Below are 23065 nucleotides of genomic sequence, written 5' to 3' on the forward strand. Positions count from 1 at the left end.
ATGGCAGTCCCCGAGCAGCCGCCCGGGCCCGGTGCGGACGGGCCCGTGGACGACGCGTTCGCGGACGAGGGGGAGCGGTCCGCCGCCGCCCTCGACGCCGATGAGGCGGCCGCGTCCGGCGCGGCCGCCGAGCCCGGCGGGACGTCCGGCCCGCCCGGCCCTCCGCCCGCGCCGTCGCAGGGCGGCGAGGGCTGGTACGACGAGGCGGCCGGACCGGTCGTCCGGCCGTACGCGCTGACCGGTGGCCGCACCCAGTACGACGGCCACGACCTGGACATGGTCGCGCTCATCGAGACCGCGGACGAACCGGAGGATCCCGGTCATGTCCACGGCCTGCACCGGGGCGGGCGCGAGGCCGCCCTCGACCCGGAACATGAGATGATCTTGTCTCTTTGCCGCACTCCGTTGTCGGTCGTCGAGATAGCGTCGGACCTTGAACTCCCCCTCGGGGTCGTCCGGGTCCTCCTCGGCGACCTGCTCGACCGCTCGCTGGTCCGGGTCCGCCGGCCCGCACCGGTGGCCCAGTTCCCCGGCGAGCGCGTACTCAAGGAAGTGATTGATGGAATCCGTGCGCTCTGATCCTTCCCCGCAGGGCGATTCGGCGCTGACCGTCAAGATCCTGGTCGCCGGGGGCTTCGGCGTCGGCAAGACCACCCTGGTGAGCGCGGTCAGCGAGATCCGGCCGCTGCGCACCGAGGAGGCGCTGACCGAACGCAGCATCGGGATCGACGACACCTCGGCCGTGGCGGGCAAGACGACCACGACGGTGGCGATGGACTTCGGCCGCATCACGCTGCCGAACGGCCTGGTCCTGTTCGTGTTCGGCACGCCCGGCCAGGACCGGTTCTGGTTCATGTGGGACGAGCTCGCCAAGGGCGCGCTCGGCGCGGTCGTGCTGGTGGACACCCGCCGGCTCGCCGACTGCTTCCCGTCGGTCGACTACTTCGAGCGGCGCGGGCTGCCGTTCATCATCGGCGTGAACCAGTTCGACGGCTCCGGCCTGCACACCGCCGACCAGGTCCGGGACGCCCTGGACCTGTCGCCCGACATCCCCGTGATCAGCTGCGACGTGCGCGACCGCGAGTCGGCCAAGCAGGTGCTCATCACGCTGGTCGAGCACATCATGCGGTCGATGGTCCGCCGCGACCCGGGCGCCCTCACCCGCTGACCCCGCTCGTTCCCGCCCCGCGCGCTCCTCGCGCGCGGGGCGGCGGGCCCCTGCCCTGACGGCCGTGCCCTGCAGCCCCTTCGGGCGCCGGTTCAGGTGCTGAAGTCGGCGAAGTCGAAGCCGGGGGAGACGACGCAGCTGACCAGCACCTCGGTGTCCCCGGACGGACGGGCCGCCTGCCAGTGCCCCGCCGGGACGATCGCCTGCGGCACCTGGCCGCCGGTGATGTCCGGGCCGAGCACGGTCGTCTCGGTCTGGACGGACGGCCGGGCGCCGTCCCCGCCGAGGATCAGGTGGAGCGGCCCGCCGGAGTGCCACAGCCACACCTCGTCCGAGCGGACGGCGTGCCACATCGACTCCTCGCCGGGCGGCAGCAGGAAGTAGATGCCGGTCGCGCTCGCGCGCGGGCCGGTGTAGCCGTCCGGGACGAACTCGGGTGCCGTCCGCCAGGTCTGCCGGTACCAGCCGCCCTCGGGATGCGGCAGCAGGTCGAGGGCCGCGGCTGTGGAGGGCCGGACGAGGAGCGCGGTGTGCCGTCCGTCCGGGCCGCGCCGCAGGTAGCGGATCTGGCGTGCGGACGACGCGTCCACCACGCCGCGCGGCGGGCCGGAGGCCGGGACGGGGTCGAGTTCGACCGCCACCACCTGGCCGTCCGCGGGGGCGAACGCGGTGTCGGCGACCGCGAGCAGGTCGGTGGGGTCGGCGCCGTCGGGGACGTCCGGCCCCCACACCGCGCCGTGGTCCGCAAGGACGAACCGGGCCCCCGAACGTCCGTTCCACGCGTCGAGCGTCGTCAGCAGCAGCACGTGTCGACTGTAACCGGGAGCGGCCCGCCGGACCGATCAACACCCCATCCGACGTGCGTTGATCGGATGTTGATCGCGCTCCGGAAGAGTATGCCGTGCACGGTCGGGGGCCGCGCCGGGACGACTGCGGGGTCAGGGGAACCCGCACGGGGGCCGTCCGGTCGCGAGAAGACCGTGCCGACCAGCGCCGGATGGATGACCGTGACCTTTTGGGGGACAATCACGGTCATCCACCGGCCGGTCCTGTTTATTGACTTGCTTCGCCCTCCGCCGTCTCGGCATCGTGGGACGGGTCAGGTATCCGAGCGGGGGGAACGGTCCGGAATGCGCCAGGTCCAGGTGATCACTCAGAGCCGTATCCGGACGAGCGTTCCCAAGGACCTGACCTCACATGACCACCCTGAACCTCGGCGTGCTCGCGCACGTGGACGCGGGGAAGACCAGCCTCACTGAACGACTCCTCTTCGACGCCGGGGCGATCGGCCGCCTCGGCAGCGTCGACGGCGGCGACACCCACACCGACACCGGTGACCTGGAACGCCGCCGCGGCATCACGATCCGCTCGGCCGTCGCGTCCTTCGCGCTCGGCGGGCTGACCGTCAACCTGGTCGACACGCCCGGCCACACCGACTTCACCGCCGAGGTGGAGCGCGCGCTCGGCGTGCTGGACGCCGCCGTCCTGGTGCTGTCGGCCGTGGAGGGCGTGCAGGCGCGCACGCGCGTCCTGGCCCGCACACTGCGCCGCCGGAGCGTCCCGACCCTGCTGTTCGTCAACAAGGTCGACCGGACGGGCGCGCGCGACGCGGAGCTGCTGGCGGCCGTCCGCCGACGCCTGTTCCCGGGGACGGTCGCGCTGAACGCCGTCCACGGCATCGGCACCAGGGCCGTCGGGACGACGCCCCACGACTTCGCCGATCCGGTGTTCCGTGAGGCCGTCTCCGAGATCCTCGCCGAGCACGACGAGGCTCTTCTCGCCGACCTCGTGGACGGCCGTGTGCCCGAGCCGTCGCGCGTGCGCGCCGCGTTGCGCGCGCAGACCGCTTCGGCCCAGGCGACACCTCTGTTGTTCGGCTCGGCCCTGAACGGGCAGGGCACGCAGGACCTTCTCGACGCGATCGCCGCGTATCTGCCGTCCGCGCAGGGCGACGCGTCGGCTCCGCCGCGCGGGACGGTCTTCGCCCTGGAACGCGGAGCGTCCGGTGAGAAGACCGCTCTGCTGCGCCTCTTCGACGGGGAGCTTCGTCCCAGGGAGAAAGTGACCCTGCGCAGCCCCGGCGTTCTGGATCGCCAAGCGCGGGTCACTTCGCTTCAGGTCGCGGGCGCGGGACGGACCGCCGGGCCTGGCGACATCGTGCGCGTGCGAGGGCTGGCCGAGGCTCGTGTCGGGGACGTCGTCACGACGTCCGGTGGCGCGGCCACAGCGGACGTCGCGGAGCCGGAGTTCGGACGGCCGACCTTGGAAACGGTCGTGCGCGCGCGGGACGACGCGGACGCGTCGCGCCTGCGCGCAGCGCTTCTGCGGCTGGCCGAGGAGGATCCGCTGATCGGCGTTTCGCCGCTGCCCGGCGGGACGACGTCCGTGCGGCTGTTCGGGGAGGTCCAGAAGGAGGTCATCGCGACGACGCTGCGCGAGACGTTCGGTGTGGACGCCGAGTTCGAGGAGAGCCGGATCGTCCACCTGGAGCGTCCCGTCGGGGTGGGCGAGGCGGCGGAGGACATGGACTGGCGGCGGCGACGTCCGGACTTCTGGGCGACGATCGGGTTGCGCGTCGAGCCGGGGCCGCGCGGTTCGGGCGTGGTGTTCCGGCGCGAGACCGAGCTCGGGGCGCTGCCTGCCGCGTTCGACCGCGCGATCGCCGAGACCGTCCACCTGACCCTGGAGCAAGGCCTGCACGGCTGGCCGGTCACCGACTGCGTCGTGACGCTGACGGCGTCGGGGTTCGGCGGGCCGGTGAGCACGGCCGCCGACTTCCGGGGGCTCACGCCGATGGTCCTCATGCGCGCGCTCGCCCAGGCCGGGACGCGCGTGTACGAGCCGTACCTGCGGTTCGAACTGGAGATCCCGGAGGACGTGCTCAGCGTGGTCACCGGACGCCTCGCGTCCCTCGGCGCGGACCTGCGGGACGCCAAGCCCGACCCTGAGGGCTGGCGGATCGAGGGGGAGCTGCCCGCGCGCCGGGTCGCCGCGTTCGAGCGGGAGCTGCCGGGGCTGACCGGCGGGGAAGGCGTGTGGTGGCCGCGTCCGTCGGGGGACCGTCCGGTTCCGGGGCGTCCTCCGGCGCGTCCGCGCACGGGGCCGGATCCGCTCGACCGCGACGCCTACCTGCGGGAGGTCTGACCGCCTGTTCTCACTCCATCTCGGAGAGGCGGGCGGGGTCGAACACGATGGGGAACGGGAACTCCAGCCGGACGTCCTCGCCCGCGCGGGCGCGGCGCACCGCCTGGTAGGCGGGACGGTGCGACGGGCCGTCCAGCTGCAGGACGGTCACGGACGGCCGGGGCTCCAGGTCCACGATCCAGTAGTGCGGGATGCCGGTCGCGGCGTACTCGGCGACCTTGCGGACCCGGTCGGTGCGCTCGCTGGCCGTCCGGGGCGTCACGACCTCGACGACGAGCAGCAGGTCGGGGCCGTAGTAGGTGCGGGCGCGGCGCTCCAGCGCGAGCCGGGCGACGTCGCGCTCGACCACGAACGCGTCCGGGCGGCGGATGCCCGCCGAGGTCGCCACCTCCTGCGGCGTGCCCGCCACGTGCACGTCGGCGGTCGCCTGCCGGGCCGCCTCCTTGAGGATCGTGCGCAGCCGCTCGGCCGCGTTGTCGTGCCAGAGGTCGCCGGGCAGCTCGTGCAGCCAGCCGTCGGCGAGCTCGTGGCGGCGACCCTCCTCGGGCAGCTCCTCCAGGTCGTAGAGCGTGTAGGGCCCGTGCGGCTGGCCGGCCGCCGCGGTCATGACCGCCCGGGCCCGAGACGAGTGATCATCATCTCGCCGAGCGTAGCCGACCGGCCCGGCCCGGTCCGGGACGACGCGGCCGGTCGCGGCCGGCTGAGTTGGCCCGCAGGAGTCAGCCCGCCGCCCGTGATCGGGGCGGCGGGCTTTGGTCGGTCGGGAGATCGGCCGGTCGGTCGGTCGGGTTTCGGTCAGCCGTTGCAGCCGCAGGAGCAACCCTTCGGGCAGGAGCAACCGCCGCCGTGTCCGCAACTGCATCCACCACTCGTCATGATTCGGAACCTAATCCCACAAATCCGGCATGGATATGACCGGAGCCGGAAGGGAAGGCTGCCTCCGGAGCCACACCGATCGTGGTCGGCCGTGCACGTGCGGGTCGTCCGCGCGGGCGCCGGGTCAGCCGTGGACGTGCAGGTCCGCGCCCGCCAGGACCAGGACCCAGAGCAGGATCGCCAGCAGCGCGCTCGCGATGCGGCGCAGCAGGTCGCTGGTCAGGTAGCCGCGGTTCCAGGCCACGAACAGGCCCGCCACGAGATAGAGGGTCCCCAGCAATCCGATGTGGGGCCGGATTCGGTACGCCATCGCGGCGGCCTCCCTTTCCGTGGTGACGCCGTTCCGACGGCGGACGCCGTCGTCTCGACGGCTGCCCGGGGCCGACACCGGTGAAACGGCGGCCCGTCCAGGAGCGCGACCGCAGGCGGGTTTCGGACCGGAGGAAAAGGCGCAGAGGGAGGAACGGGCGTCAGGGGAGGGGGAGTGGGGCGTCCGGCCGGTCGGCGGGGTCGCCGGGCCGCGAGACGTGGGGGGACGCCGGGGCGGCCGACGGCGCGAGCGTGATGCGGACGACCGACGGGTCGTGGGCGCCCGCGCGGTCGGCGAACTCCGAGGCGCGGTGCACGATCTGGTACCTGTGCGGGCGCTTCGCCAGGGCGGGGCTGATCAGGATGTGGTCGAGGTCCTCGGCGACGCCGCCCGAGTCGGCGGTGTACCGGTCCTGCGGGGCGAGGTCCGACGCGAGGTCGCGCAGGTCGACGCCCGGGGCGGTGAGGGCGCGCAGCGCGGCGGAGCCGTCGCCGGCGCCGAGGTTGCCGGTGACGATCACGTTCGCGTCGGGCGCGGTGCGGCGCAGCGTCCGGACGAACGCGGCGAGGCTCTTCGCCTGCGCCACGCGCCGGGCCTCGCTCGGACGGCCGAACGGCTGGCGGCGGCCGTAGGCGATCGGATCGGAGGACGTCCGCGCGTACCAGTGGTTCGCGATCACGATCAGGCGCCGTCCGCGCCAGGTCAGCTCGCCGGCGAGCGGCTTGCGCGTGTCGGCCCACACGGGGTCGGTGGGCGCGACGCGTCCGGGGCTGAGGGTGAGGCGCGCGCCGCCCTTGCCGTCCGCCTGAACGTGCGTCGGGGCGACCGCGAGGTCCGGCACGCCGGGCGCGCCGAGGTCGGACGAGCCGGACGGACGGTCGGAGAACGCCAGCCCGCGGTCGGTCCGGAACAGGAAGCCGAGGCGGCCGTTCCCGCCGTGCTCGCCGCCGTCGGCGTTGTTGTGCGGGGCGACCGAGCGCCACTCGTAGGCCGGGCCGCCCGCCGCGCTGATCGCGGTGATCAGTCCGGCCACGGTCTGGTCGGCGGCGACCGTGCCGTCGTCGAAGGCGCCGGAGTTGTCCTCGACGCCGGTCACCGTGACCAGGTCGGGGGAGCCGAGGCCGTCCACCAGGTCGCCGGCCAGGGCGTCGACCTGGTCGGACGGGGTGTCCGGGCTGAGGTTCTCCAGGTTCAGCGTGCCGACCGACAGCTGGTCCCGTCCGGCCGGGGGCGCGGCCTGCGGCCGGGTGCCGCCGTCGGTGCGCGCCGGGGTGGACGTGGGGAGCAGCACGAACCCGGACGCGGTGTAGTCGAGGACGCCGTCCACCGGGCCGGGCAGGCGGTCGCCCACGTCGGCGGACGGCAGCGGCGCGAGCGCGTCGCCGAGCACGATCCGCGCCGGGTCGGGAAGCCCGCCCGCGCGCGCGAGCGAGCCGCCGCGCCGGGTGCGGTCGTGCGCTCCCACTCCGCCCGCGGGTAGGACGGGCAGCGCGCCGTCCCGTGTCGGGCCGACGACATAGGCGTTCTCGACGCGGACGCGCATGCCTTCGAGCGAGGTGTAGAACGCGAGCGGGTCGGACTTCGGGTCGAGTGTCGGCTCGGACTCGGCGTCGCGCGACGTGGCCGGGAACGTGGACGGGGCCTTGCGTCCCTTGGGGCCGCCGAGCATGACGGGCGGCGGAAGCGGCTGGTCGTGCGAGGACACGACGGTCTCGGACGCGTCGATCTCGGTGCGGCTCAGGTTGGACGACCCGGGCCCGCCGGGCCGGAACTCGCTGACGCGGCCGCTCACGCGGACGGCGTCACCGGGCCTGACCTGCTGCCGCGTCCGGGTGAACACGAAGATCCCCGAGGACGCGGCGGCCTTCCTGCCGGCGGGCGCGGGGTCCTGCATCCAGAAGCCGGAGTCGGTGACGGCCGTGACGACGCCGCCGACGCCGGTGACGTTCCGTCCGTTCAGCGGGGAGACGTGCCCCGGGCCCTGGACGTCACGGACGCCGGCGCTCACCGGGGAACCCGGGTCGGCCTGCGCCACGGAAGGGAGCACGACGGTTCCGAGGGGTACGGCGAGAACCGCCCCGGCGGCGATCGCCGCCACCCGTCCACCCGCCGCTGACCTGGTCAACCACGCTCCACTCAGTTCCCGTCCGACCGACCGTGCCAGCATGACACGTCGATCGATCTTCCCGGAAGCCACCGCCCGGAACTCTCAGCGCACCCTCATCTTCGGACGTGCCGGGGCGCGCGTGGAACGCGCCCCGTCCGATCCGGATCGGATCGGACGGGGCGTGTCCGGGCGGTCGGGGGCGGTTGCGGGCGCAGGGGCGCGGATCAGTCGAACAGGACGACCTGGCGGATGACGTCGCCCCTGGTCAGGGCCTGGACGGCGTCGTTGAGGTCCTCGAACCGGATGCGGCGGCTGATCAGGCCGTCCAGGTCGAGCTTCCCGGCCCGCCACAGATCGACGAACAGCGGGATGTCGCGCTTGAGGTCGCAGCCGCCGTACAGCGACGACTTGACGTTCTTGCCCTCGAACAGCAGCGAGAACGCCGACATCTCCCAGGTGTCGTCGGCCGCGCCCGCGCCGACGACGATCACGTCGCCGCCGCGCCGGGTCAGGTTCCACGCCGTGGTGATCGCCGACGACTTGCCGACCACCTCGAAGACCTGGTCGAAGCCCTGGCCGAGGGTGAGCAGGCCTTTGGTCTCCTCGAGGTTCTCCAGGGTCGCGGTGTGGGTCGCGCCGAACTGCTTGGCGGCCGGGTGCTTGGCCTCGTTCGGGTCGATCGCGAGGATCGTGGACGCGCCGCAGATCCGGGCGCCCTGGATCACCGACAGCCCGACGCCGCCCGCGCCGACGACCGCGACCTTCGACCCCGGCTTCACCTGCGCGGTGTGGAACGCCGCGCCGACGCCGGTCGGGATGCCGCAGCCGAGCAGCGCCGCGTACTCGAACGGGACGTCCTCGGCGATCTTGATGACGCCCTGTGAGGGGATCACCAGCGCCTCGGCCCAGGTGCCCACGCCCGCCATCCCGAACGCCGGGGTGCCGTCGCCGAGCTTGAACCGCGGCTCGGAGAACGCGGCCCCGATGAAGCCCATGCACAGGTACGGCTCGCCGCGCATGCACTCGGGGCAGACGCCGCAGTCGGGCGTCCAGTTGACGACGACGTGGTCGCCGGGCTTGACGTTGGTGACGTGCTCGCCGACCTCCTCGACGACGCCCGCGCCCTCGTGGCCGAGCACCGCGGGCGGGACGGACGGCAGGACGCCGGACATCGTGGACAGGTCCGAATGGCAGACCCCGGTGGCCTTGACGCGCACCTTCACCTGGTCGGGACCGGGATCGACGGTCGTCACGTCGTCCCGCAGGTCCAGTTCCTTGTCGCCGACCGCGTGCAGTACCGCGGCTCGTGCCATGAGACGCCTCCACAGTGAGGGGCGGACGCCGGGCCCGGCGTGGGCGGGGCGTCCCGAGGGGTGGGTGGGATGTGGTGTCGGCGACCGGGGGCGGGGGGACGGGACCGTCCGGCCGGATGCGCGCGACGCGCGGCGGGGGCGGGTGGGGCGGGGCGGGCGGCGACCGGGGGCGCTACTCCTCCAGGGTCAGCGCGGCCTTCGGGCAGGACCGCACCGCGTGCCGGACCTTGTCCGCCAGCTCGGCCGGGACCTCCTCGCGCAGGATGACCAGCTCGTCGTCGTCGGTGAGATCGAAGACCTCCTCGGCGACGCCGACGCAGACGGCGTTCGCCTCGCACACCAGCGGGTCGACCTTCACTCTCATCGCCATCTCCGTTCCCTTGCCGGCGGGCGCGCGGAGGGCCCAACATACCGAACGCTGTTCTACGAGGGCCATGGGCCGAACGGCCCCATTGCGCCGCCCACGCAGAAAGTAGAACACGTTACAGTCTGGTGTCACAAGACCCGGGCGGACCGGATAAAGTGCCCGGCGGAGGAGATCAATGAGCGACTCAACGGCGTCCACCCCCGCGGGGACGACCACCATCCCGGCCGCCACCCCGGCCGTGCCGTCCGCCGACGCGCCGGACGGGGCGTCCGGCGACGTGCCGGACGTACCCGGAGGCCTGTCCGCCCCGTCTGGAGAGGCGCCGTCCGGCGCCCCGGAGATGCCCGCCGACCTGCTGCGGATCGCCCGCGCGGTCAGGGGCTTCATGCCGGACGACGAGGGCCGGGCCCTGTACGAGACCGCCTTCGCCTACGGGACGAGGTTCGGCGCGGACGTCCCGCTGCTGGAGATCGGCTCGTACTGCGGCAAGTCGGCCGTCTACTTCGGCGCGGCGGCCCGGGAGACCGGCTCGACCGTCGTCACCGTGGACCACCACCACGGCTCGGAGGAGAACCAGTCGGGCTGGGAGTACCACGACCCGTCCCTGGTCGATCCGTGCACCGGGCGCATGGACACCATGCCGTCCTTCCGGAAGACGATCGCCGCCGCCGGGCTGGAGGACGTCGTCGTCGCGATCGTCGGGACGTCCGCGACCGTCTCCCGGTTCTGGCGCACCCCGCTGGCCCTGCTGTTCATCGACGGCGGCCACGCCGAGGACCTCGCCCAGGCCGACTACACCGGCTGGGCCCACCACGTCGCGCCGGGCGGCGCGCTGGTGATCCACGACGTGTTCCCCGACCCCGCGGACGGCGGCCAGGCCCCGTACCACGTGTACCTGCGGGCCCTTGCGTCCGGCGACTTCGAGGAGCGCCTCGTCGTCGGGTCGCTGCGCGTCCTGGAACGCGTCTCCTGATCGCCTGAACGACGAAGGGCTCCCGCGCGCCGTGCACGGGAGCCCTTCGCTGTAACGGGTTCTAGTCGCCGTCCGGACGCGGTCAGCGGCGGGTGCGGACGGGGTTGGCGAGCCGGCGCGGGACGCTGGCCGCGCAGCCGCACGCCGCCGGGTCGGACGGCGCGGACGGCCCCAGCGGACGCCCGTCGATCTCCTTGAACACGCGCGCGCCGGGCGACGCGTCCGCCAGGACGTCGGCGGCCAGGACGACCGCGGCGGCCGTGTAGGTCGAGCGGTCCCCCGGGAAGTGGCGCTGGTTCTCGAACTGCCAGCCCGTCCAGTAGGAGCCGTCCTCGTGCCGGAGGTGCTGGATGGTCGCGAACAGCTCCACGGCGCGGTCGCGGTCGCCCGCGGCGTCCAGCGCCATGATCAGCTCGCACGACTCGGCCGCGGTGACCCACGGCTGGTCGGACACGCAGCGGCAGCCCAGGCCGTCCACGACGAAGGTGTCCCACTGGGCGGCGAGGCGCTCCGCCGCGGCGTCGCCGCGGACCGGGCCCGCCAGGACGGGGTAGTACCAGTCCATCGACCAGCGGGACTTGTCGGCGAACGCCTCCGGGTGGACGGCGACGACGTGCCCGAGCTGGTCGGCGGCGAGCTCCCACTCGGGCTGCGGCTCGCCGAGCCGCTCGGCGAGCGCGACGGCGCAGCGCAGCGACTGGTAGACCGACGAGCAGCCGGTCAGCAGCGCCTCGCCCGCGACCGAGCCGTCCTCGTGCCGGATCCACATGATCTCGCCGCGCCGGGTGCGCAGGCCGAGCGTGAAGTCGATCGCGCGGCGCACGGTCGGCCACATCGCGCGGGCGAACGCCTCGTCCCCGGTGACCAGCAGCTCGTGCCAGACGCCGACCGCGACGTAGGCGGCGTGGTTGGACTCGCCGCCCGGCTCGGTGACCTCGCCGAGCACCCACTTGGCGGGCCACGACCCGTCCGGGCGCTGGACGGACGCCAGCCACGCGTACGCGCGCCGCGCCTCGTCGCCGAGGCCCGCGACGGTCAGCGCCATCGCTGCCTCGACGTGGTTCCAGGCGTCCACATGGCCGGGCACGTCCTCCACCGGGGAGAACCAGGGGATCGCCCCGGACGGCTCCTGCTGGCGGGCGATGCTCTGGGCGGTCGCGACGATGTCGGCCGAGGTCACGACGCCGTCGACGGACGGCGCCGGGACCTCAGACCGCATCCGCGGTCTCCCGCGATGTGGGCTTCTCCGTGGGCTTGGACGGCTGCGCGGGCTTGGTGACGTACACGACCACGCTCTTGCCGATGACCGGGTTCAGCGCCTTCTCGGCGAGCCGGGTGGCGAGCGGGCGCTTCATGATGTCCCAGACCAGCACCTGGTGGTAGGCCTTGGCGAGCGGGTTGCCGTCGTTGTTCACGCCGACCGCGCACTTGATCCACCAGTACGGCGCGTGCAGGCCGTGCGCGTGGTGGTGGCCGTCCACCCGGAAGCCGGTGGACTTGAGCTTCGCCTCCAGCTCGGCGCGCGTGTAGATGCGCACGTGCCCGCCGGGGGCGGTGTGGTAGTCCTCCGACAGCGCCCAGCACAGCCGCTCGGGCAGCCAGGACGGGACGGTCACCGCGAGCTGCCCGCCCGGCTTGAGCACGCGCAGCAGCTCGCGCATCGCCCGCATGTCGTCGGGGATGTGCTCCAGCACCTCGGACGCCACGATCTTGTCGAAGTGGTCGTCCGGGAAGGGCATGGTCAGGGCGTCGCCCTGGACGGTCTCGGCGGACGCGTCCTCGGCGACCTCGCCTTCCAGCCGCATCGCGCCGAACATCGTCTCGACGCCCGCCAGCTCGTCGGCGTCGAGGTCGAAGGCCACGACGTGCGCACCCCTGCGGTACAGCTCGAAGGCATGCCGTCCGGCGCCGCACCCCATGTCGAGGACGCGCTCTCCGGGGGTGACGCGGAACCGCTGGAAATCCACGGTCAGCAGGGTCGTGCTCCTTCCGTACTGGGGACCTCCCGAGGGGAGCGGTCCCGCATCCGTGCCCGCATGGCGGCGGGCGTGGGCAGTCGCCCCTGGTGCGCCGCCGTGCGGGCCGCCGCTACTTGCCCGCGGCCTTCCGCAGGTACTCGCGCTGGGTGATCGCCTCGCGGTAGTGGCCGACGGTGGCCTGCGCCACCGCCCGCCACGCGAACCGCTCGCGCACCCGGGCGAGTCCGGCCTCGCTCCACCTCGCCCGCTCCTCGGGGGAGTCGTGCAGGCGGCGCAGGACGGCCGCGAGTTCCTCGACGTCACCGGGCTCGACCAGGATCCCGGCGTCGCCCACCACCTCGGGCAGCGCGCCCGCGCGGCTGGCGACCAGCGGGGTGCCGGACGCCATGTGCTCGACTGCGGGCAGCGAGAAGCCCTCGTAGCGGGACGGCACGACCGCGATCTCGGCGGACGCCAGCAGGTCGCCCAGCTCGTCGTCGCTGATGCCGGACACGAACCGCACCCGGTCGCCGAGCGCGAGCTCCTTGACGAGCGCCTCGGTCGGGCCGTCCTTCTTGGGCTTGGACACGATGACGACGTGGACGTCGCGCTCGGTGGCGACCTTGGCGACCGCGCGCAGCAGCACGTCCACGCCCTTGATCGGGGCGTCCGCGCTGGCCATCGCGACGATCCGGCCGGGCACGCGCTCAGTCAGCGGGCCGCGCGGGTGGAAGACCGAGGTGTCCACGCCGAGCGGCAGGATCTCGATGTCGCGCGGGTCGACCTTGAAGTCCCGGACGATGTCGATCTTGGACGACTCCGACACCGTGAGCACCGTGCCGATGCGCCGCGCGACCTGCGACTGCATCGCCACGAAGCCGTACCAGCGGCGCTTGCCGAGCTTGGACTTCCAGTCCTGGGCGGCGTCCAGCTCGATCTGCCGGTCCACGCTGATCGGGTGGTGGATGCTGGTGACCAGGGGCAGGCCGAGCCTGCTGATGCCGAGGTTGCCGACGCCGAGCACCTGGTTGTCGTGCGCGACGTCGAACTCGCGGCGGCGGCGCTTCAGCTCACGCAGCACGCGGATGCTGAAGGTCAGCGGCTCGGGGAACCCGCCGGTGCGCATGTGCGCGAACTCCAGCACGTCCACCCAGTCGCGGAACTCCTCGCGCTTCGGGGTGCGGAACGGGTCCTCGTCGCGGTACAGGTCGAGGCTGGGGATCTTCGCGAGGGTGATCTCGTCGCGGTCCAGCTCGGGGTACGGCTGTCCCGACAGGATCTCCACCGTGTGCCCGAGGTCGACCAGCTCCCGGCTCAGGTGCCGCAGGTAGACGCCCTGGCCGCCGCAGTGCGGTTTGCTCCGGTAGGACAGCAGCGCCACGCGCAGCGGCCGCTCGGCCACGGACTCCGCCTCAGTCACGACCGCCCCAGCCCACGCGTCACTCCCGTCCGTCGAGTGGACGCCGGGGCCGTCTGCCGCACCGGCATCTCGATCGCCTGTCGTATGGAACTAGACCTTAGCCTCCGCATGTTACCGGAGAGTCCATATTGGGCATCGCGTCCAAAAGTGTTTCGAAAAGCACATGAACGGCCAGGCAGGGACGGGTCCGGCGGTCCGTCCGTCCCCGCCCGAAACCGCGCTCGATTCACCCGCCGGACGGGGTGAAGCGGACGGGCATCTCCTTGATGCCGTTGACGAAGTTGGAGCGGAGCCGGCGCGCCGGCCCGGCCGGGCGGATGTCCGGCATGCGGGACGAGATCGTCTCGAAGACCATCCGCAGGTTCATCCTGGCCAGGTGCGTCCCGAGGCAGAAGTGCGGGCCGCCGCCGCCGAACCCGAGCTGCGGGTTCGGGTCGCGGGTGATGTCGAACCGGAACGGGTCCTCGAAGACCCGCTCGTCCATGTTCGCCGACCCGTAGAACAGCACGACCTTGTCCCCGGCGCGGATGTGCCTGCCGCCCAGTTCGGTGTCCTGCGTGGCCGTCCGGCGGAACTGGTTGATCGGGCTCACCCAGCGGACGATCTCCTCGACCGCCGTGGGCAGCAGCGCCGGCTTCGCCTTCAGCAGCTCCCACTGGTCCGGGTGCTCGAACAGGGCCTGCATGCCGCCCGCCGTGGCCGTCCGCGTGGTCTCGTTGCCCGCGATCGACAGCATCAGGACGAACAGCTGGAACTCCTCGACCGTCAGCGTGTTGCCATCGGCGTCCGGCTGGACGAGCTTGGTCGCGATGTCGTCCCCGGGCTCGCGCATGCGCCGCTCCCGCAGCCCGGTCGCCCACGTCATGAACTCCGCCGCGCACGCGATCGACTCGCTCTTGTCCCCGATGAACTCCGGGTCGTTGAACGCGACCAGCGTGTTCGACCAGTGGAAGACCTTCTCCCGGTCCTCCGGCCGCGCGCCGAGGATCTCGCAGATCGTGGCCAGCGGCAGCGGCGCGGCGAAGTTCTCGACGAAGTCGCACTCGCCGAGCGGCGCGGCCGCGTCGATCAGGCCGTTGCAGATGTCCCGGATGTGGCCCTCGAGCTTCTTGATCATCCGGGGCGTGAAGCCCTTGTTCACCATGGACCGCAGCCGGGTGTGGTCGGGCGGGTCCTGGAACAGCATCATCTGCCCGTACAGGGAGATCTCGTCGTCGGTGAACTCCTCGAACATCGCGGTCCGCGTGTGCGAGGAGAACAGCTCGGGGTGCCGCGACGCCCACGTCACGTCCTCGTGCCGCGTCACCGCCCAGAACCCGGGCACCGCCGGGTTCGGATCGGCGTGCCAGTGCACCGGATCGTGGTCGCGCAGCCACCGGAACCACTCGTGCGGGATGCCGCCCGACTCGTACACGCCGGGGTCGATGACGTCGATGACGGGCGGGTCGATCGTGCCGATCTCAGAGGGCATGGAGAGATCCTTCGCCGGGGTGGAGGGCAGGGGCGTTCGACCGGTCGCGCCATCGCGGTCGGGAGGATGTCGGAGCTGCGGGCGGTCGTCGTTGACCTCTGGATTGCCTGCCGGCCTGCGAGAACGCGCGTGCACACGCCTTCAACCAAGCTCTTGCTTGGTATGCTGGGCCTAGTGTGATTCTCACATGAGACTGGAGTCTCATCAAGGGTCTAGCCCGCAGGCCAAATGTGCCCTACGCCACGTTTGAACGGGCGGCCCGGAACGCCGGGGCCGGTTCGAAGGTCAGGGGGTGGTGTAGGTGAGGGTCTCGGCGGGGGTGCGGCGGGCCTGGCCTCGCCGCTCCAGGACGCGGAGGTGCGCGGCGGCCTCGGCGGCGGCCATCTGGCGGGACTGGAGGGACATGGCGGGCCACGGCTCGCGCCAGGACAGCGCGGACGTGAGGTGCCAGAGGGTGCGCGGCTCGTCGGTGAGGAGCGCGGCGAGCTCGGTGAGACGGGACTCGTGATGGGCGGCGATCTCGCGGGTCCGGGCGGCCAGGCCGTGGAAGCGGAACTGGTGGGCGGGGAGCACCTCGTCCACGGGGAGGTCGCCGACGCGGGCGAGGGAGGCGAGGAAGTCGCCGAGCGGGTCGGCGTCGGTGCGGTCGTAGGGGTAGAGGCCGATGTGCGGCGTGATCCGGGGCAGGACGTGGTCGCCGGTGAAGACGCGGCCGGCGTCCTCCAGGTGCAGGCAGAGGTGGCCGGGGGAGTGGCCGGGCGTCCAGATCGCGCGGAGGCGGCGGGCGGGGACGTCGACGAGGTCGCGGTCCTCCAGCTCGCGGTCGGGCTGGGCGGGCGGGTCGATGTGGCGGCGGCGCGGATGGTCCGCGAGGTCGCCGTCGGACGCGCCCGCGCGGCGCAGGGAGTCGGCGATCCAGGTGCGCCCGGCGTCCTGGTCGACCATCGCGCGGAACGCGCGGACGATCTCGGCGTCCGCGCGGTGCATCGCGATCCACGCGCCGGACGCCTCCCGCACCCGGCCCGCGAGGCCCGCGTGGTCGGGGTGGTGGTGCGTGACGACCACGCCGTGGACGTCCGCGACGTCCATGCCGAACGCGGCGAGGCCCGCCGTCAGGGCGTCCCAGGCGTCCTCGTGCTCCCAGCCCGCGTCCACCAGGACGGGCCCGCGCGGGCTCTCCAGCGCGTAGACCAGCGTGTACGCGAGCGGATTGCCCGGGATGGGGACCGGGACGCTCCAGACGCCGCCGCCCAGGTCCTCCGCTTTCGGACCCGCGCCTTCCGGACCCGCGCCTTCCGGACGCACGTCAGAGGCGTTCGAGGACGGTGGCCGTGGAGAGCGCGCCACCGCAGCACATGGTGACGAGCGCGGTCCCGGCGTCGCGGCGTTCGAGTTCGTGCAGGGCTGTGGTGATCAGCCGCGCGCCGGTCGCGCCGACAGGGTGGCCGAGCGCGATCGCGCCGCCGTTGACGTTGACCGTGTCCATGTCCGGCTCGTGGACGGACGCCCAGGAGAGGACGACGCTCGCGAACGCCTCGTTGATCTCGGTGATGTCCATGTCGCGGATCGACATCCCGGTCCTGGACAGGACGCGCTCGGTCGACTGGACCGGGCCGTCCAGGTGGTAGTACGGCTCGGAGCCGACGAGGGCCTGCGCCTTGACGCGCGCGCGGGGGCGCAGGCCGAGGGCGCGGGCCTTCGCCTCGTCCATCACCAGGACGGCGGCGGCGCCGTCGGAGATCTGGGAGGACGACCCGGCGGTGTGCAGCGCGTCCTCGCCCATGACCGGCTTGAGCCTGGCGAGCCCCTCGCGGGTGGTCTCGCGGAGGCCCTGGTCGCGGGTGACGGTGCGCGTCTCGCCGGTGGGGTTTCCCTCCCCGTCCAGGACGGGCGCGTCGATCGGCGCGATCTCGCGTTCGAACCGTCCGTCGGCCCAGGCCTTGGCGGCGAGCTGCTGCGACCGGACGCCGAACGCGTCCACGTCGTCGCGGGTGAGGCCGCGCCGCTTCGCGATGCGCTCGGCGGCCTCGAACTGGTGCGGCATGTCGATGGACCAATCGTCCGGACGTGGGTTGGCGGGCAGCACGTTGCTACCGAGAGGTGAGCGGCTCATGACCTCCACGCCGCAGCCGATCGCGACGTCCACGACACCGGCCGCGACCTGCGCCGCCGCCAGGTGGACGGCCTGCTGCGACGATCCGCACTGCGCGTCGATCGTGGTCACGCCCGCCTGCCACGGCTGCCCGGCGTAGAGCCAGGCGTACCGTCCGACATGCCCGCCCTGCTCGCCCGCCTGGGTCACGCAACCGGCGAAAACCTGTTCCACTTCCGCGCCGTCCAACCCGGATCGCGTCAGCAGCGCGTTGACCGCGTGCGCGAGAACGGCCTGCGCCTTGAGACCGGCCAACCACCCGTTGCGCTTGCCGAGCGGCGTCCGAACCGCCTCCACGATCACCGGGGTGCCCATCCGCGACTCCTCACTGGAACGACGTTCGGACTCTGACTGTAACGTGTTCTAGTTTTGTCCGGTAGGGCCACGGGTGGCGTCGGTGCTCCTTGCGGAGGTTCGGACCGGTGGGGAACGATCGGCCTCATGCCGGACGAACTGCCGCCCTTCGACGACGACTTCATCGCGGGCGCGTCCATCTCCGAACCGTCCGCCCGCGCCCGCCAGCGCGCGGGACGCCGCCGTCCGCGCCTGCGCGCGCGGCTGCCGCGCCGGTCGTCCCGCCGCCGTTCGAGCGGGGAGGCGATGAGCTACCTGAAGGCGTCCGGGCTGGTCGGCGGCGTGGTGCTGCTGCTCGGCGGGGCGGCGACCGGGATGTGGTGGCTCGGGCAGGGCGACTCGTCCGGGTCGTCCTCGGTGACGTTCCGGCTGCAGAGCCCGACGCCCACGCCGTCCGACCCGTCCGACCCGTTCGCGCGCAGCCCGGCCGTCGCGTACCAGGACGGCGAGGCGGGGCTCGTCATGCCCGCGGCCACGGCGATGGCGGGTCTGACCAGGACGGATGTCGAGGCCGCCTACGCGCGGGTGAAGCGGATCCTCGTCGCCGCCGACCTCGACCCGGCGACCGTCTACCACGGCGACGTCAAGCCGCTCGCGCGTGCGCTCGACCCCGAGCAGGCCAAGGGGCTCTCGTCGCGGCGGGTCTGGATGAACGCGTTCGCCCCGGGCTCGGTCGAGGCCGTGACGCCGACCGTGAAGGTCCACGGCACGGTCACGCGGTCGGCCGGCAAGGACGGGCTGAGCGTGCGGACCGACCACAACTTCGTCTACGCCGTCCATCCGCACTTGCGCTCTGACGTGGTGCAACGCGTGGTCGTGCGGCGCTCGGTGGTCTTCACGGTGACGCGCGAGGGCGGCGACGTACGCGTGTGGATCAGCCAGATGGGACGGAGCGCCGCGCCCGCGCCGTGCTCGTCCGCCGACGGCTGGATCCGTCCGACCTTCCCGGGCGATCCGGGCGGCGGCGGCACCTCCCAGGTCGAGAATCCCTACGACATGTCCAAGCCGCCGACCTTCGACGGCGGCTGCCGCCAGGTCATCGGCACCTGACCCGGATCGTCCGCGTAGAACCGGACGGTGTGCGCCTCCGCGACCTCCCCGGACGGCCGGGCGAACCGCACCGGCCCGTCCAGCTCGATCTCGACGTTGACCTGCGACGCCATCGGGACGGTCAGAACGCCGTCCGCCACTGTGATCCGGGGGCCCGCGTCGAGGTCGCGCACCCGGCGGACGGCCCTGATCCGTTCACGTGGCAGCCGCAGATCCAGCGACGTGCCGTGGCGGACGCGCAGCGCGTCGTCCGACAGGACGTGCGGACGCGTCGCGCACGCCGCCATCAACATCAGCACGAGCACCACGCTGTAGATCCCGGCCACCAGCAGCGGCACCCTGACCAGCGCGGGAGTCCCGAACGCGCGGAGCAGCACCTCCACGCACGCCAACTCGAGGACGGCCGTGAAGAGCAGGACGCTCGCCATCGGAGTCTGTGCCCCCGAATAGGGAACGGTGACGGCTCCCCGTGGCACACCGTGGTGGCGCCGCGCGACCCAGAGACCGACGCTGACCAGGCCCTTCAGGGTGAAGAGCAGGAAGCGCCGCGCCGTCCTCAGCATCTCCCCTCCCGGACGATCCCGATCATGAGACTGAGCGCTCGCTCCTGGGCGGGGCCGAGTCCGCCGGGGACGGCGTCCAGCCACGACACGTCGTCCGGCTGCTCGCACATCATCGCCGACGCCTCGTCCGGGAGGTGCTCGGCGAGGTCGCGGGCGAGGGCCGCCACGCGGGGGTCCTCCCGGTCGGCGCCCGCGAGGTCGTCCAGGCGGGCGTAGAGGGCCTCGGCCTTCTCCGCCGCGCCGGGTTCGGTCAGCGGACGCAGCGTCGCGGCGACGCGGTCGCGGTCCGCGTCGTCCGCGACGGCGTCCACGAGCGTGAGCATCTCGCGGTCGAACTCGGCGAACCGCGAGCCGCCCCGCGGAAGGACGTTCAGCACCCGTGCGATCTCGGGCGACACGGTCGAGTCGGGCCCCAGGTCCGGGTCGGCGAGGAGCCCGGCGAGGCGGACGCGGCGGGTCGCGATCTCCTTCTCCTGCGCGGCCAGGTCGGCGTCCAGCCCGGCGAGGATCTCCCGCAGGTCGTGCCCCTCCTCGTCCGCGAGGACGTCGTGGATCTCCTCCAGCGACAACCCGAGCTCGGCCAGCCGCCGGACGCGGGCCAGCACCGCCGCGTCCCGCAGGTCGTACTCCCGGTACCCGTTCGCGCGCCGCGCCGGTTCGGGGAGCACCCCGACCCGGTGGTAGTGCCGGACGGTCCGGGTGCTCACTCCGACCAGCGCGGCCAGTTCTCCGATTCGCATGCCCCCATGGAAAACCCTGACGCCGCGTCAAGGTCAAGCGGCGTCGAGCGTGACGATGAGCCGGGCGTACGTGGGGACGAGCGCGCGGCGGGCCTCGGCGCGCTGGATGATCCGGTAGGGACGGCCTGACCTGTGCAGGGCCTGGAGGGTCGCCGCCACCTGGGCGCGGGCGACGGCGGCTCCGAGGCACAGGTGGCGGCCGGCCCCGAACCACAGCTGCCGGGTCTCGGGGACGTAGGGGCGCCTGATGTCGAACGGGCCGACCGCGTTGTTCGCGAGGTGCGTGAGCAGCAGGACGCGGTCGCCCGCCCGCATCCTCCTGCGCGGGGTGAGGTCGACGTCGCGGGCGACGTGGCGGCCGATGAGCGGGGCCGGGGTGGCGACGCGCAGGCCCTCCCGGACGGCGTCGGGGAGCAGGTCCGGGTCGTCCAGGAGGAGGCGTTGCTGGTTCGCGTCGTGCAGGAGCGCGACCGTGCGCAGCGTCCCGGACACGCCGGTCTCGGTGCCCGCGACGACGAGCAGCGTCGACAGGCCGCGCGCCACGTCCTCGGGCAGCCCGAGCATGCGGCAGCGGCCCAGCAGGGTGGACGGCCCGGACGAGCGGTAGGCGGACGGGACGGCGGCGGTCAGCTCGTCCACGATGGCATGCGCCTCCGACAGAACGCCGCCGGGCAGCTCCGTGGACGACGTCGTGCCGAGGGCGAGCGACGCGAGGCGCTCACCGAGCGCGAACAGGCGGCGGTAGTCCTGCGCGGGGAGTCCGAGCAGGTCACAGACCATGCGTCCGGCCAGGACGCGGGCCGTGTCGGCGAGGTCGACGGTCGCGCCGTCCGCCAGGGCGTCGGCGAGGCGCGCGTGGTGCGGGCCCTGCGTGCGGGCGATCAGGGCATGGGCGGCGTCCTCGGTGAACAGGTCGCGGACGGACGTGCGCAGCTCCGCGTGGTGCGGGCCGTCGAAGAAGCGGCCCATCTCCGGCCCGAACAGCTGCGCCCACAGGTGCCCGACGCCGCCCTCGCCGCCCATCGTGAAGGAGGCGTGGTCGTTGAGCACCCGCCGGGCCAGGACGGGATCGGTCACCACCCAGCCCACGCGCGGCACCCGGATCACGGGTCCGGTGTGCCGGAAGGCGCAGAGCATCGCGTACAACCACGGATTGGCGGCCCACATCAACCGGGCCTCAGGTCTGGTCAGCACGTCTTGATCCTCGTGGCCGGGGTACGGCGGCGGATGGGCGAAGGTACTCAGTCCGGGATGAGTGTCATGCACACCCTCATCACGTACGACGTCCCTGATGGGAGCACCTTCCGCCGGACGACCCTGGTGGGGAGAGACCAGGAACCGAGACCCGGGGGACGACCGTGATCAGAGCGCGCATCGCCGGTGCCGCCGCCTACCTGCCCGAGACCGTGCTGACCAGCGCGGAGGTGGAGGCGCGGATCGAGGGGTACCGGCCGCACCCGACCATCGTGGAGCGGATGACCGGCATCCGCGCCCGGCACGTCATGCGGCCCGACCAGCAGGCGTCGGACCTGGCGGTCGAGGCCGTCCGGCGGCTCGGCGTCGATCCGGCGGGCCTGGACCTGCTGGTCTTCGGGTCCGCCTCGCAGGACCTCGTCGAGCCCGCGACCGCGCACATCGTCGCCGCCAAGCTCGGCGCGTCCTGCCCGGTCTTCGACGTCAAGAACGCCTGCAACAGCTTCCTCAACGGGCTGCAGACGGCGGACGCGCTGATCCGGACCGGGCAGGCCGAGCGGGTGCTGGTCTGCACGGGCGAGGCGCCGTCGCGGGCCGTCCGGTGGCGGGTGCGCGACCGGGCCCAGTTCGTCGACGCGTTCGCCGGGTACACCCTGTCGGACGCGGGCGCGGCCGTCCTGGTGGAGGCCGACCCGGACGGCCGGGGCATCTTCTACCGCGACTTCGCCGCCGTGTCGTCGGCCTGGTCGATCGGGACGCTGCCGGGCGGCGGGTCGATGCGTCCGCGCGACCCGGACGCGACGTACTTCAGCGGGGACGGGCGCAGGCTCAAGGAGGCGTTCCTCGCCGCCGGGCCTGAGATCTTCCTGACCGCGCTGGAGAAGAACGGCCTGACCTGGGACGACTTCGCCGTCGTGGCCGTCCACCAGGTGACACTTCCCTATCTGGAGGTGCTGCGGTCCTTGCTCGGGATCCCGGCGGACCGGCTCGTCCTGACGCTGCCGGAGCACGGGAACATGGCGTCGGCGACGCTCCCCGCGCAGCTCGCCGCCGCCCTCGCGGACGGCCGCTGCGGTCCCGGCGACCGGGTGGCGATGATCGGGCTGGCGGGCGGCGTCAGCCTCGGCGTGACCTTCATGGAGCTGTGATGGACCTCTGGGTCGTCGTCCCCGCCTACAACGAGGAGCGCTCGATCGGCGCGACGCTCCGCCGGCTCGCCGAGCAGACCGACCCCGGGTTCACCGTGGTCGTCGTGGACAACGCGAGCACCGACCGGACGGCCGACGTCGTCCGCGCCTTCGCCGCCGAGCACCCCGAGCCCGAGATCCGGATCGTCCACGAGTCGGTGAAGGGCACCGGCGCGGCCGCCGACACCGGCGTCCGGCACGCGATCTCCGCCGGGGCCACGCACGTCGCCCGCACCGACGCCGACTGCCTGCCCGGACGCGGATGGGTCGCGGCCGTGCGGCGCGCCTTCGACGACGGGCTCGACATGGTCAGCGGACCGCTGCGTCCGCGCACCGACGAGTTCCCGCTGAGGTTCTGGGAACGGCGGCTGCTGCCGTCCGTGATCTCCGTCGCCGCCCTGTTCGGGCGCTTCCGCCCCGGCAACCAGGACCCGCTGTTCCTCGGCCCGTACGTGATGATGCCGGGCTGCAACGTCGCGATCACCGCCGACCTGTACCTGCGCTCCGGCGGCTTCCCGCGCACCCGCATCGAGGAGGTCCACGAGGACCGCGCCCTGGTCAACCGCGTCCGCTACCTGACCGACCGCTACGGCCTGCGCCCGGACGTCGTCGTCTACGGCTCCGTCCGCCGCCTCCGCGCCTTCGGCCTGCTCCGCACCCTCGGCTGGTACGCCGACCACCGCTACCGGCCGCCGGTCGTCGACATCCGCTGAAGGGG

The 23065-nt window shown here is 73.1% G+C and carries 22 protein-coding genes; 7 read left to right on the top strand and 15 right to left on the bottom strand.

Features of this window, described 5'->3' with window-relative positions; genetic code table 11:
• Both AB0L06_RS02205 and AB0L06_RS02210 read left to right on the top strand, forming a co-directional pair.
• Positions 1-579: a DUF742 domain-containing protein gene (locus AB0L06_RS02205; protein WP_500229056.1), complete on the top strand. Its 579-nt coding sequence runs from the start codon at positions 1-3 to the stop codon at positions 577-579.
• Positions 560-1168: a GTP-binding protein gene (locus tag AB0L06_RS02210; protein WP_026413760.1), complete on the top strand. Its 609-nt coding sequence runs from the start codon at positions 560-562 to the stop codon at positions 1166-1168. Before AB0L06_RS02205 ends, AB0L06_RS02210 begins: the two co-directional genes overlap by 20 nt.
• Positions 1169-1260: 92 nt before the next feature.
• Here the strand turns inward: AB0L06_RS02210 and AB0L06_RS02215 are convergent, their stop codons facing one another.
• On the bottom strand, positions 1261-1974 hold the full coding sequence (locus tag AB0L06_RS02215) for a cupin domain-containing protein (RefSeq protein ID WP_500229057.1): 714 nt from the start codon (positions 1972-1974) through the stop codon (positions 1261-1263).
• Positions 1975-2365: 391 nt separating this feature from the next.
• On the opposite strand from AB0L06_RS02215, the gene AB0L06_RS02220 reads away from it, so the two are divergent.
• Positions 2366-4312: a GTP-binding protein gene (locus AB0L06_RS02220; RefSeq protein WP_500229058.1), complete on the top strand. Its 1947-nt coding sequence runs from the start codon at positions 2366-2368 to the stop codon at positions 4310-4312.
• 10 nt (positions 4313-4322) lie between these two features.
• Here AB0L06_RS02220 and AB0L06_RS02225 read toward each other — a convergent pair whose 3' ends face one another.
• The 5 genes from AB0L06_RS02225 to AB0L06_RS02245 form a co-directional block, all read right to left on the bottom strand.
• Positions 4323-4919 carry a Uma2 family endonuclease gene (locus AB0L06_RS02225; RefSeq protein ID WP_500229059.1) on the bottom strand — a complete coding sequence of 199 codons (597 nt, stop codon included), beginning with the start codon at positions 4917-4919 and terminating at the stop codon, positions 4323-4325.
• 393 nt (positions 4920-5312) lie between these two features.
• The gene (locus tag AB0L06_RS02230) at positions 5313-5498 is read right to left on the bottom strand and encodes a hypothetical protein (RefSeq protein ID WP_500229060.1); all 186 of its coding nucleotides are present in this window, start codon (positions 5496-5498) and stop codon (positions 5313-5315) included.
• A 160-nt stretch (positions 5499-5658) separates the two neighbouring features.
• The gene (locus AB0L06_RS02235) at positions 5659-7623 is read right to left on the bottom strand and encodes a DUF8508 domain-containing protein (protein ID WP_500229061.1); all 1965 of its coding nucleotides are present in this window, start codon (positions 7621-7623) and stop codon (positions 5659-5661) included.
• 206 nt (positions 7624-7829) lie between these two features.
• Positions 7830-8918: a Zn-dependent alcohol dehydrogenase gene (locus AB0L06_RS02240; protein WP_500229062.1), complete on the bottom strand. Its 1089-nt coding sequence runs from the start codon at positions 8916-8918 to the stop codon at positions 7830-7832.
• A gap of 172 nt (positions 8919-9090) precedes the next feature.
• Positions 9091-9288 (bottom strand): ferredoxin, encoded by a 198-nt coding sequence (locus tag AB0L06_RS02245; protein ID WP_500229063.1) that lies wholly within the window; start codon positions 9286-9288, stop codon positions 9091-9093.
• A gap of 337 nt (positions 9289-9625) precedes the next feature.
• On the opposite strand from AB0L06_RS02245, the gene AB0L06_RS02250 reads away from it, so the two are divergent.
• Positions 9626-10258: a class I SAM-dependent methyltransferase gene (locus AB0L06_RS02250; RefSeq protein ID WP_500229302.1), complete on the top strand. Its 633-nt coding sequence runs from the start codon at positions 9626-9628 to the stop codon at positions 10256-10258.
• Positions 10259-10340: 82 nt separating this feature from the next.
• Here AB0L06_RS02250 and AB0L06_RS02255 read toward each other — a convergent pair whose 3' ends face one another.
• The 6 genes from AB0L06_RS02255 to AB0L06_RS02280 all read right to left on the bottom strand — a co-directional run bounded on the left by AB0L06_RS02255 (position 10341) and on the right by AB0L06_RS02280 (position 17574).
• A complete protein-coding gene (locus AB0L06_RS02255) occupies positions 10341-11477 on the bottom strand; it encodes a glucosidase family protein (protein ID WP_500229064.1) in 1137 nt (378 codons plus the stop codon).
• A complete protein-coding gene (locus AB0L06_RS02260; RefSeq protein ID WP_500229303.1) occupies positions 11467-12234 on the bottom strand; it encodes a class I SAM-dependent methyltransferase in 768 nt (255 codons plus the stop codon). Before AB0L06_RS02260 ends, AB0L06_RS02255 begins: the two co-directional genes overlap by 11 nt.
• Before the next feature lie 112 nt (positions 12235-12346).
• Entirely contained in the window at positions 12347-13636 is a 1290-nt protein-coding gene (locus AB0L06_RS02265; protein ID WP_500229065.1) for a glycosyltransferase family 4 protein, read from the bottom strand.
• Positions 13637-13862: 226 nt separating this feature from the next.
• Positions 13863-15107 (bottom strand): cytochrome P450, encoded by a 1245-nt coding sequence (locus AB0L06_RS02270; protein WP_500229066.1) that lies wholly within the window; start codon positions 15105-15107, stop codon positions 13863-13865.
• Between the two features lie 285 nt (positions 15108-15392).
• Positions 15393-16412: an MBL fold metallo-hydrolase gene (locus tag AB0L06_RS02275; protein WP_500229067.1), complete on the bottom strand. Its 1020-nt coding sequence runs from the start codon at positions 16410-16412 to the stop codon at positions 15393-15395.
• A 1-nt stretch (position 16413) separates the two neighbouring features.
• Positions 16414-17574 (bottom strand): steroid 3-ketoacyl-CoA thiolase, encoded by a 1161-nt coding sequence (locus tag AB0L06_RS02280; RefSeq protein WP_500229068.1) that lies wholly within the window; start codon positions 17572-17574, stop codon positions 16414-16416.
• 126 nt (positions 17575-17700) lie between these two features.
• On the opposite strand from AB0L06_RS02280, the gene AB0L06_RS02285 reads away from it, so the two are divergent.
• Complete coding sequence (locus AB0L06_RS02285) at positions 17701-18663, top strand: hypothetical protein (protein WP_500229069.1); 963 nt, start codon at positions 17701-17703, stop codon at positions 18661-18663.
• Here the strand turns inward: AB0L06_RS02285 and AB0L06_RS02290 are convergent.
• The 3 genes from AB0L06_RS02290 to AB0L06_RS02300 are packed head-to-tail and all read right to left on the bottom strand — an operon-like array spanning position 18603 to position 21160.
• Positions 18603-19226: a hypothetical protein gene (locus tag AB0L06_RS02290; protein WP_500229070.1), complete on the bottom strand. Its 624-nt coding sequence runs from the start codon at positions 19224-19226 to the stop codon at positions 18603-18605. The genes AB0L06_RS02285 and AB0L06_RS02290 overlap by 61 nt on opposite strands.
• Positions 19220-19966, bottom strand: coding sequence for a helix-turn-helix domain-containing protein (locus AB0L06_RS02295; protein ID WP_500229071.1), 747 nt, complete (start codon positions 19964-19966; stop codon positions 19220-19222). Before AB0L06_RS02295 ends, AB0L06_RS02290 begins: the two co-directional genes overlap by 7 nt.
• 33 nt (positions 19967-19999) lie before the next feature.
• Complete coding sequence (locus AB0L06_RS02300) at positions 20000-21160, bottom strand: cytochrome P450 (RefSeq protein ID WP_500229072.1); 1161 nt, start codon at positions 21158-21160, stop codon at positions 20000-20002.
• A gap of 164 nt (positions 21161-21324) precedes the next feature.
• On the opposite strand from AB0L06_RS02300, the gene AB0L06_RS02305 reads away from it, so the two are divergent.
• The gene (locus AB0L06_RS02305; protein WP_500229073.1) at positions 21325-22308 is read left to right on the top strand and encodes a 3-oxoacyl-ACP synthase III family protein; all 984 of its coding nucleotides are present in this window, start codon (positions 21325-21327) and stop codon (positions 22306-22308) included.
• A complete protein-coding gene (locus AB0L06_RS02310; protein WP_500229074.1) occupies positions 22308-23060 on the top strand; it encodes a glycosyltransferase family 2 protein in 753 nt (250 codons plus the stop codon). The genes AB0L06_RS02305 and AB0L06_RS02310 overlap by 1 nt, the downstream gene beginning before the upstream one ends.
• Positions 23061-23065 lie beyond the last annotated feature (5 nt).

Source organism: Spirillospora sp. NPDC052269 (assembly GCF_040679435.1).
Lineage (GTDB): Bacteria > Actinomycetota > Actinomycetes > Streptosporangiales > Streptosporangiaceae > Spirillospora.

Coding starts and splice junctions, on each gene's coding strand:
- AB0L06_RS02205 (WP_500229056.1), top strand. CDS start 1: ATGGCAGTCCCCGAGCAGCCGCCCGGGCCCGGTGCGGACGGGCCCGTG.
- AB0L06_RS02210 (WP_026413760.1), top strand. CDS start 560: ATGGAATCCGTGCGCTCTGATCCTTCCCCGCAGGGCGATTCGGCGCTG.
- AB0L06_RS02220 (WP_500229058.1), top strand. CDS start 2,366: ATGACCACCCTGAACCTCGGCGTGCTCGCGCACGTGGACGCGGGGAAG.
- AB0L06_RS02225 (WP_500229059.1), bottom strand. CDS start 4,919: ATGACCGCGGCGGCCGGCCAGCCGCACGGGCCCTACACGCTCTACGAC.
- AB0L06_RS02230 (WP_500229060.1), bottom strand. CDS start 5,498: ATGGCGTACCGAATCCGGCCCCACATCGGATTGCTGGGGACCCTCTAT.
- AB0L06_RS02240 (WP_500229062.1), bottom strand. CDS start 8,918: ATGGCACGAGCCGCGGTACTGCACGCGGTCGGCGACAAGGAACTGGAC.
- AB0L06_RS02245 (WP_500229063.1), bottom strand. CDS start 9,288: ATGGCGATGAGAGTGAAGGTCGACCCGCTGGTGTGCGAGGCGAACGCC.
- AB0L06_RS02250 (WP_500229302.1), top strand. CDS start 9,626: ATGCCCGCCGACCTGCTGCGGATCGCCCGCGCGGTCAGGGGCTTCATG.
- AB0L06_RS02255 (WP_500229064.1), bottom strand. CDS start 11,477: ATGCGGTCTGAGGTCCCGGCGCCGTCCGTCGACGGCGTCGTGACCTCG.
- AB0L06_RS02270 (WP_500229066.1), bottom strand. CDS start 15,107: ATGCCCTCTGAGATCGGCACGATCGACCCGCCCGTCATCGACGTCATC.
- AB0L06_RS02280 (WP_500229068.1), bottom strand. CDS start 17,574: ATGGGCACCCCGGTGATCGTGGAGGCGGTTCGGACGCCGCTCGGCAAG.
- AB0L06_RS02285 (WP_500229069.1), top strand. CDS start 17,701: ATGCCGGACGAACTGCCGCCCTTCGACGACGACTTCATCGCGGGCGCG.
- AB0L06_RS02290 (WP_500229070.1), bottom strand. CDS start 19,226: ATGCTGAGGACGGCGCGGCGCTTCCTGCTCTTCACCCTGAAGGGCCTG.
- AB0L06_RS02295 (WP_500229071.1), bottom strand. CDS start 19,966: ATGCGAATCGGAGAACTGGCCGCGCTGGTCGGAGTGAGCACCCGGACC.
- AB0L06_RS02310 (WP_500229074.1), top strand. CDS start 22,308: ATGGACCTCTGGGTCGTCGTCCCCGCCTACAACGAGGAGCGCTCGATC.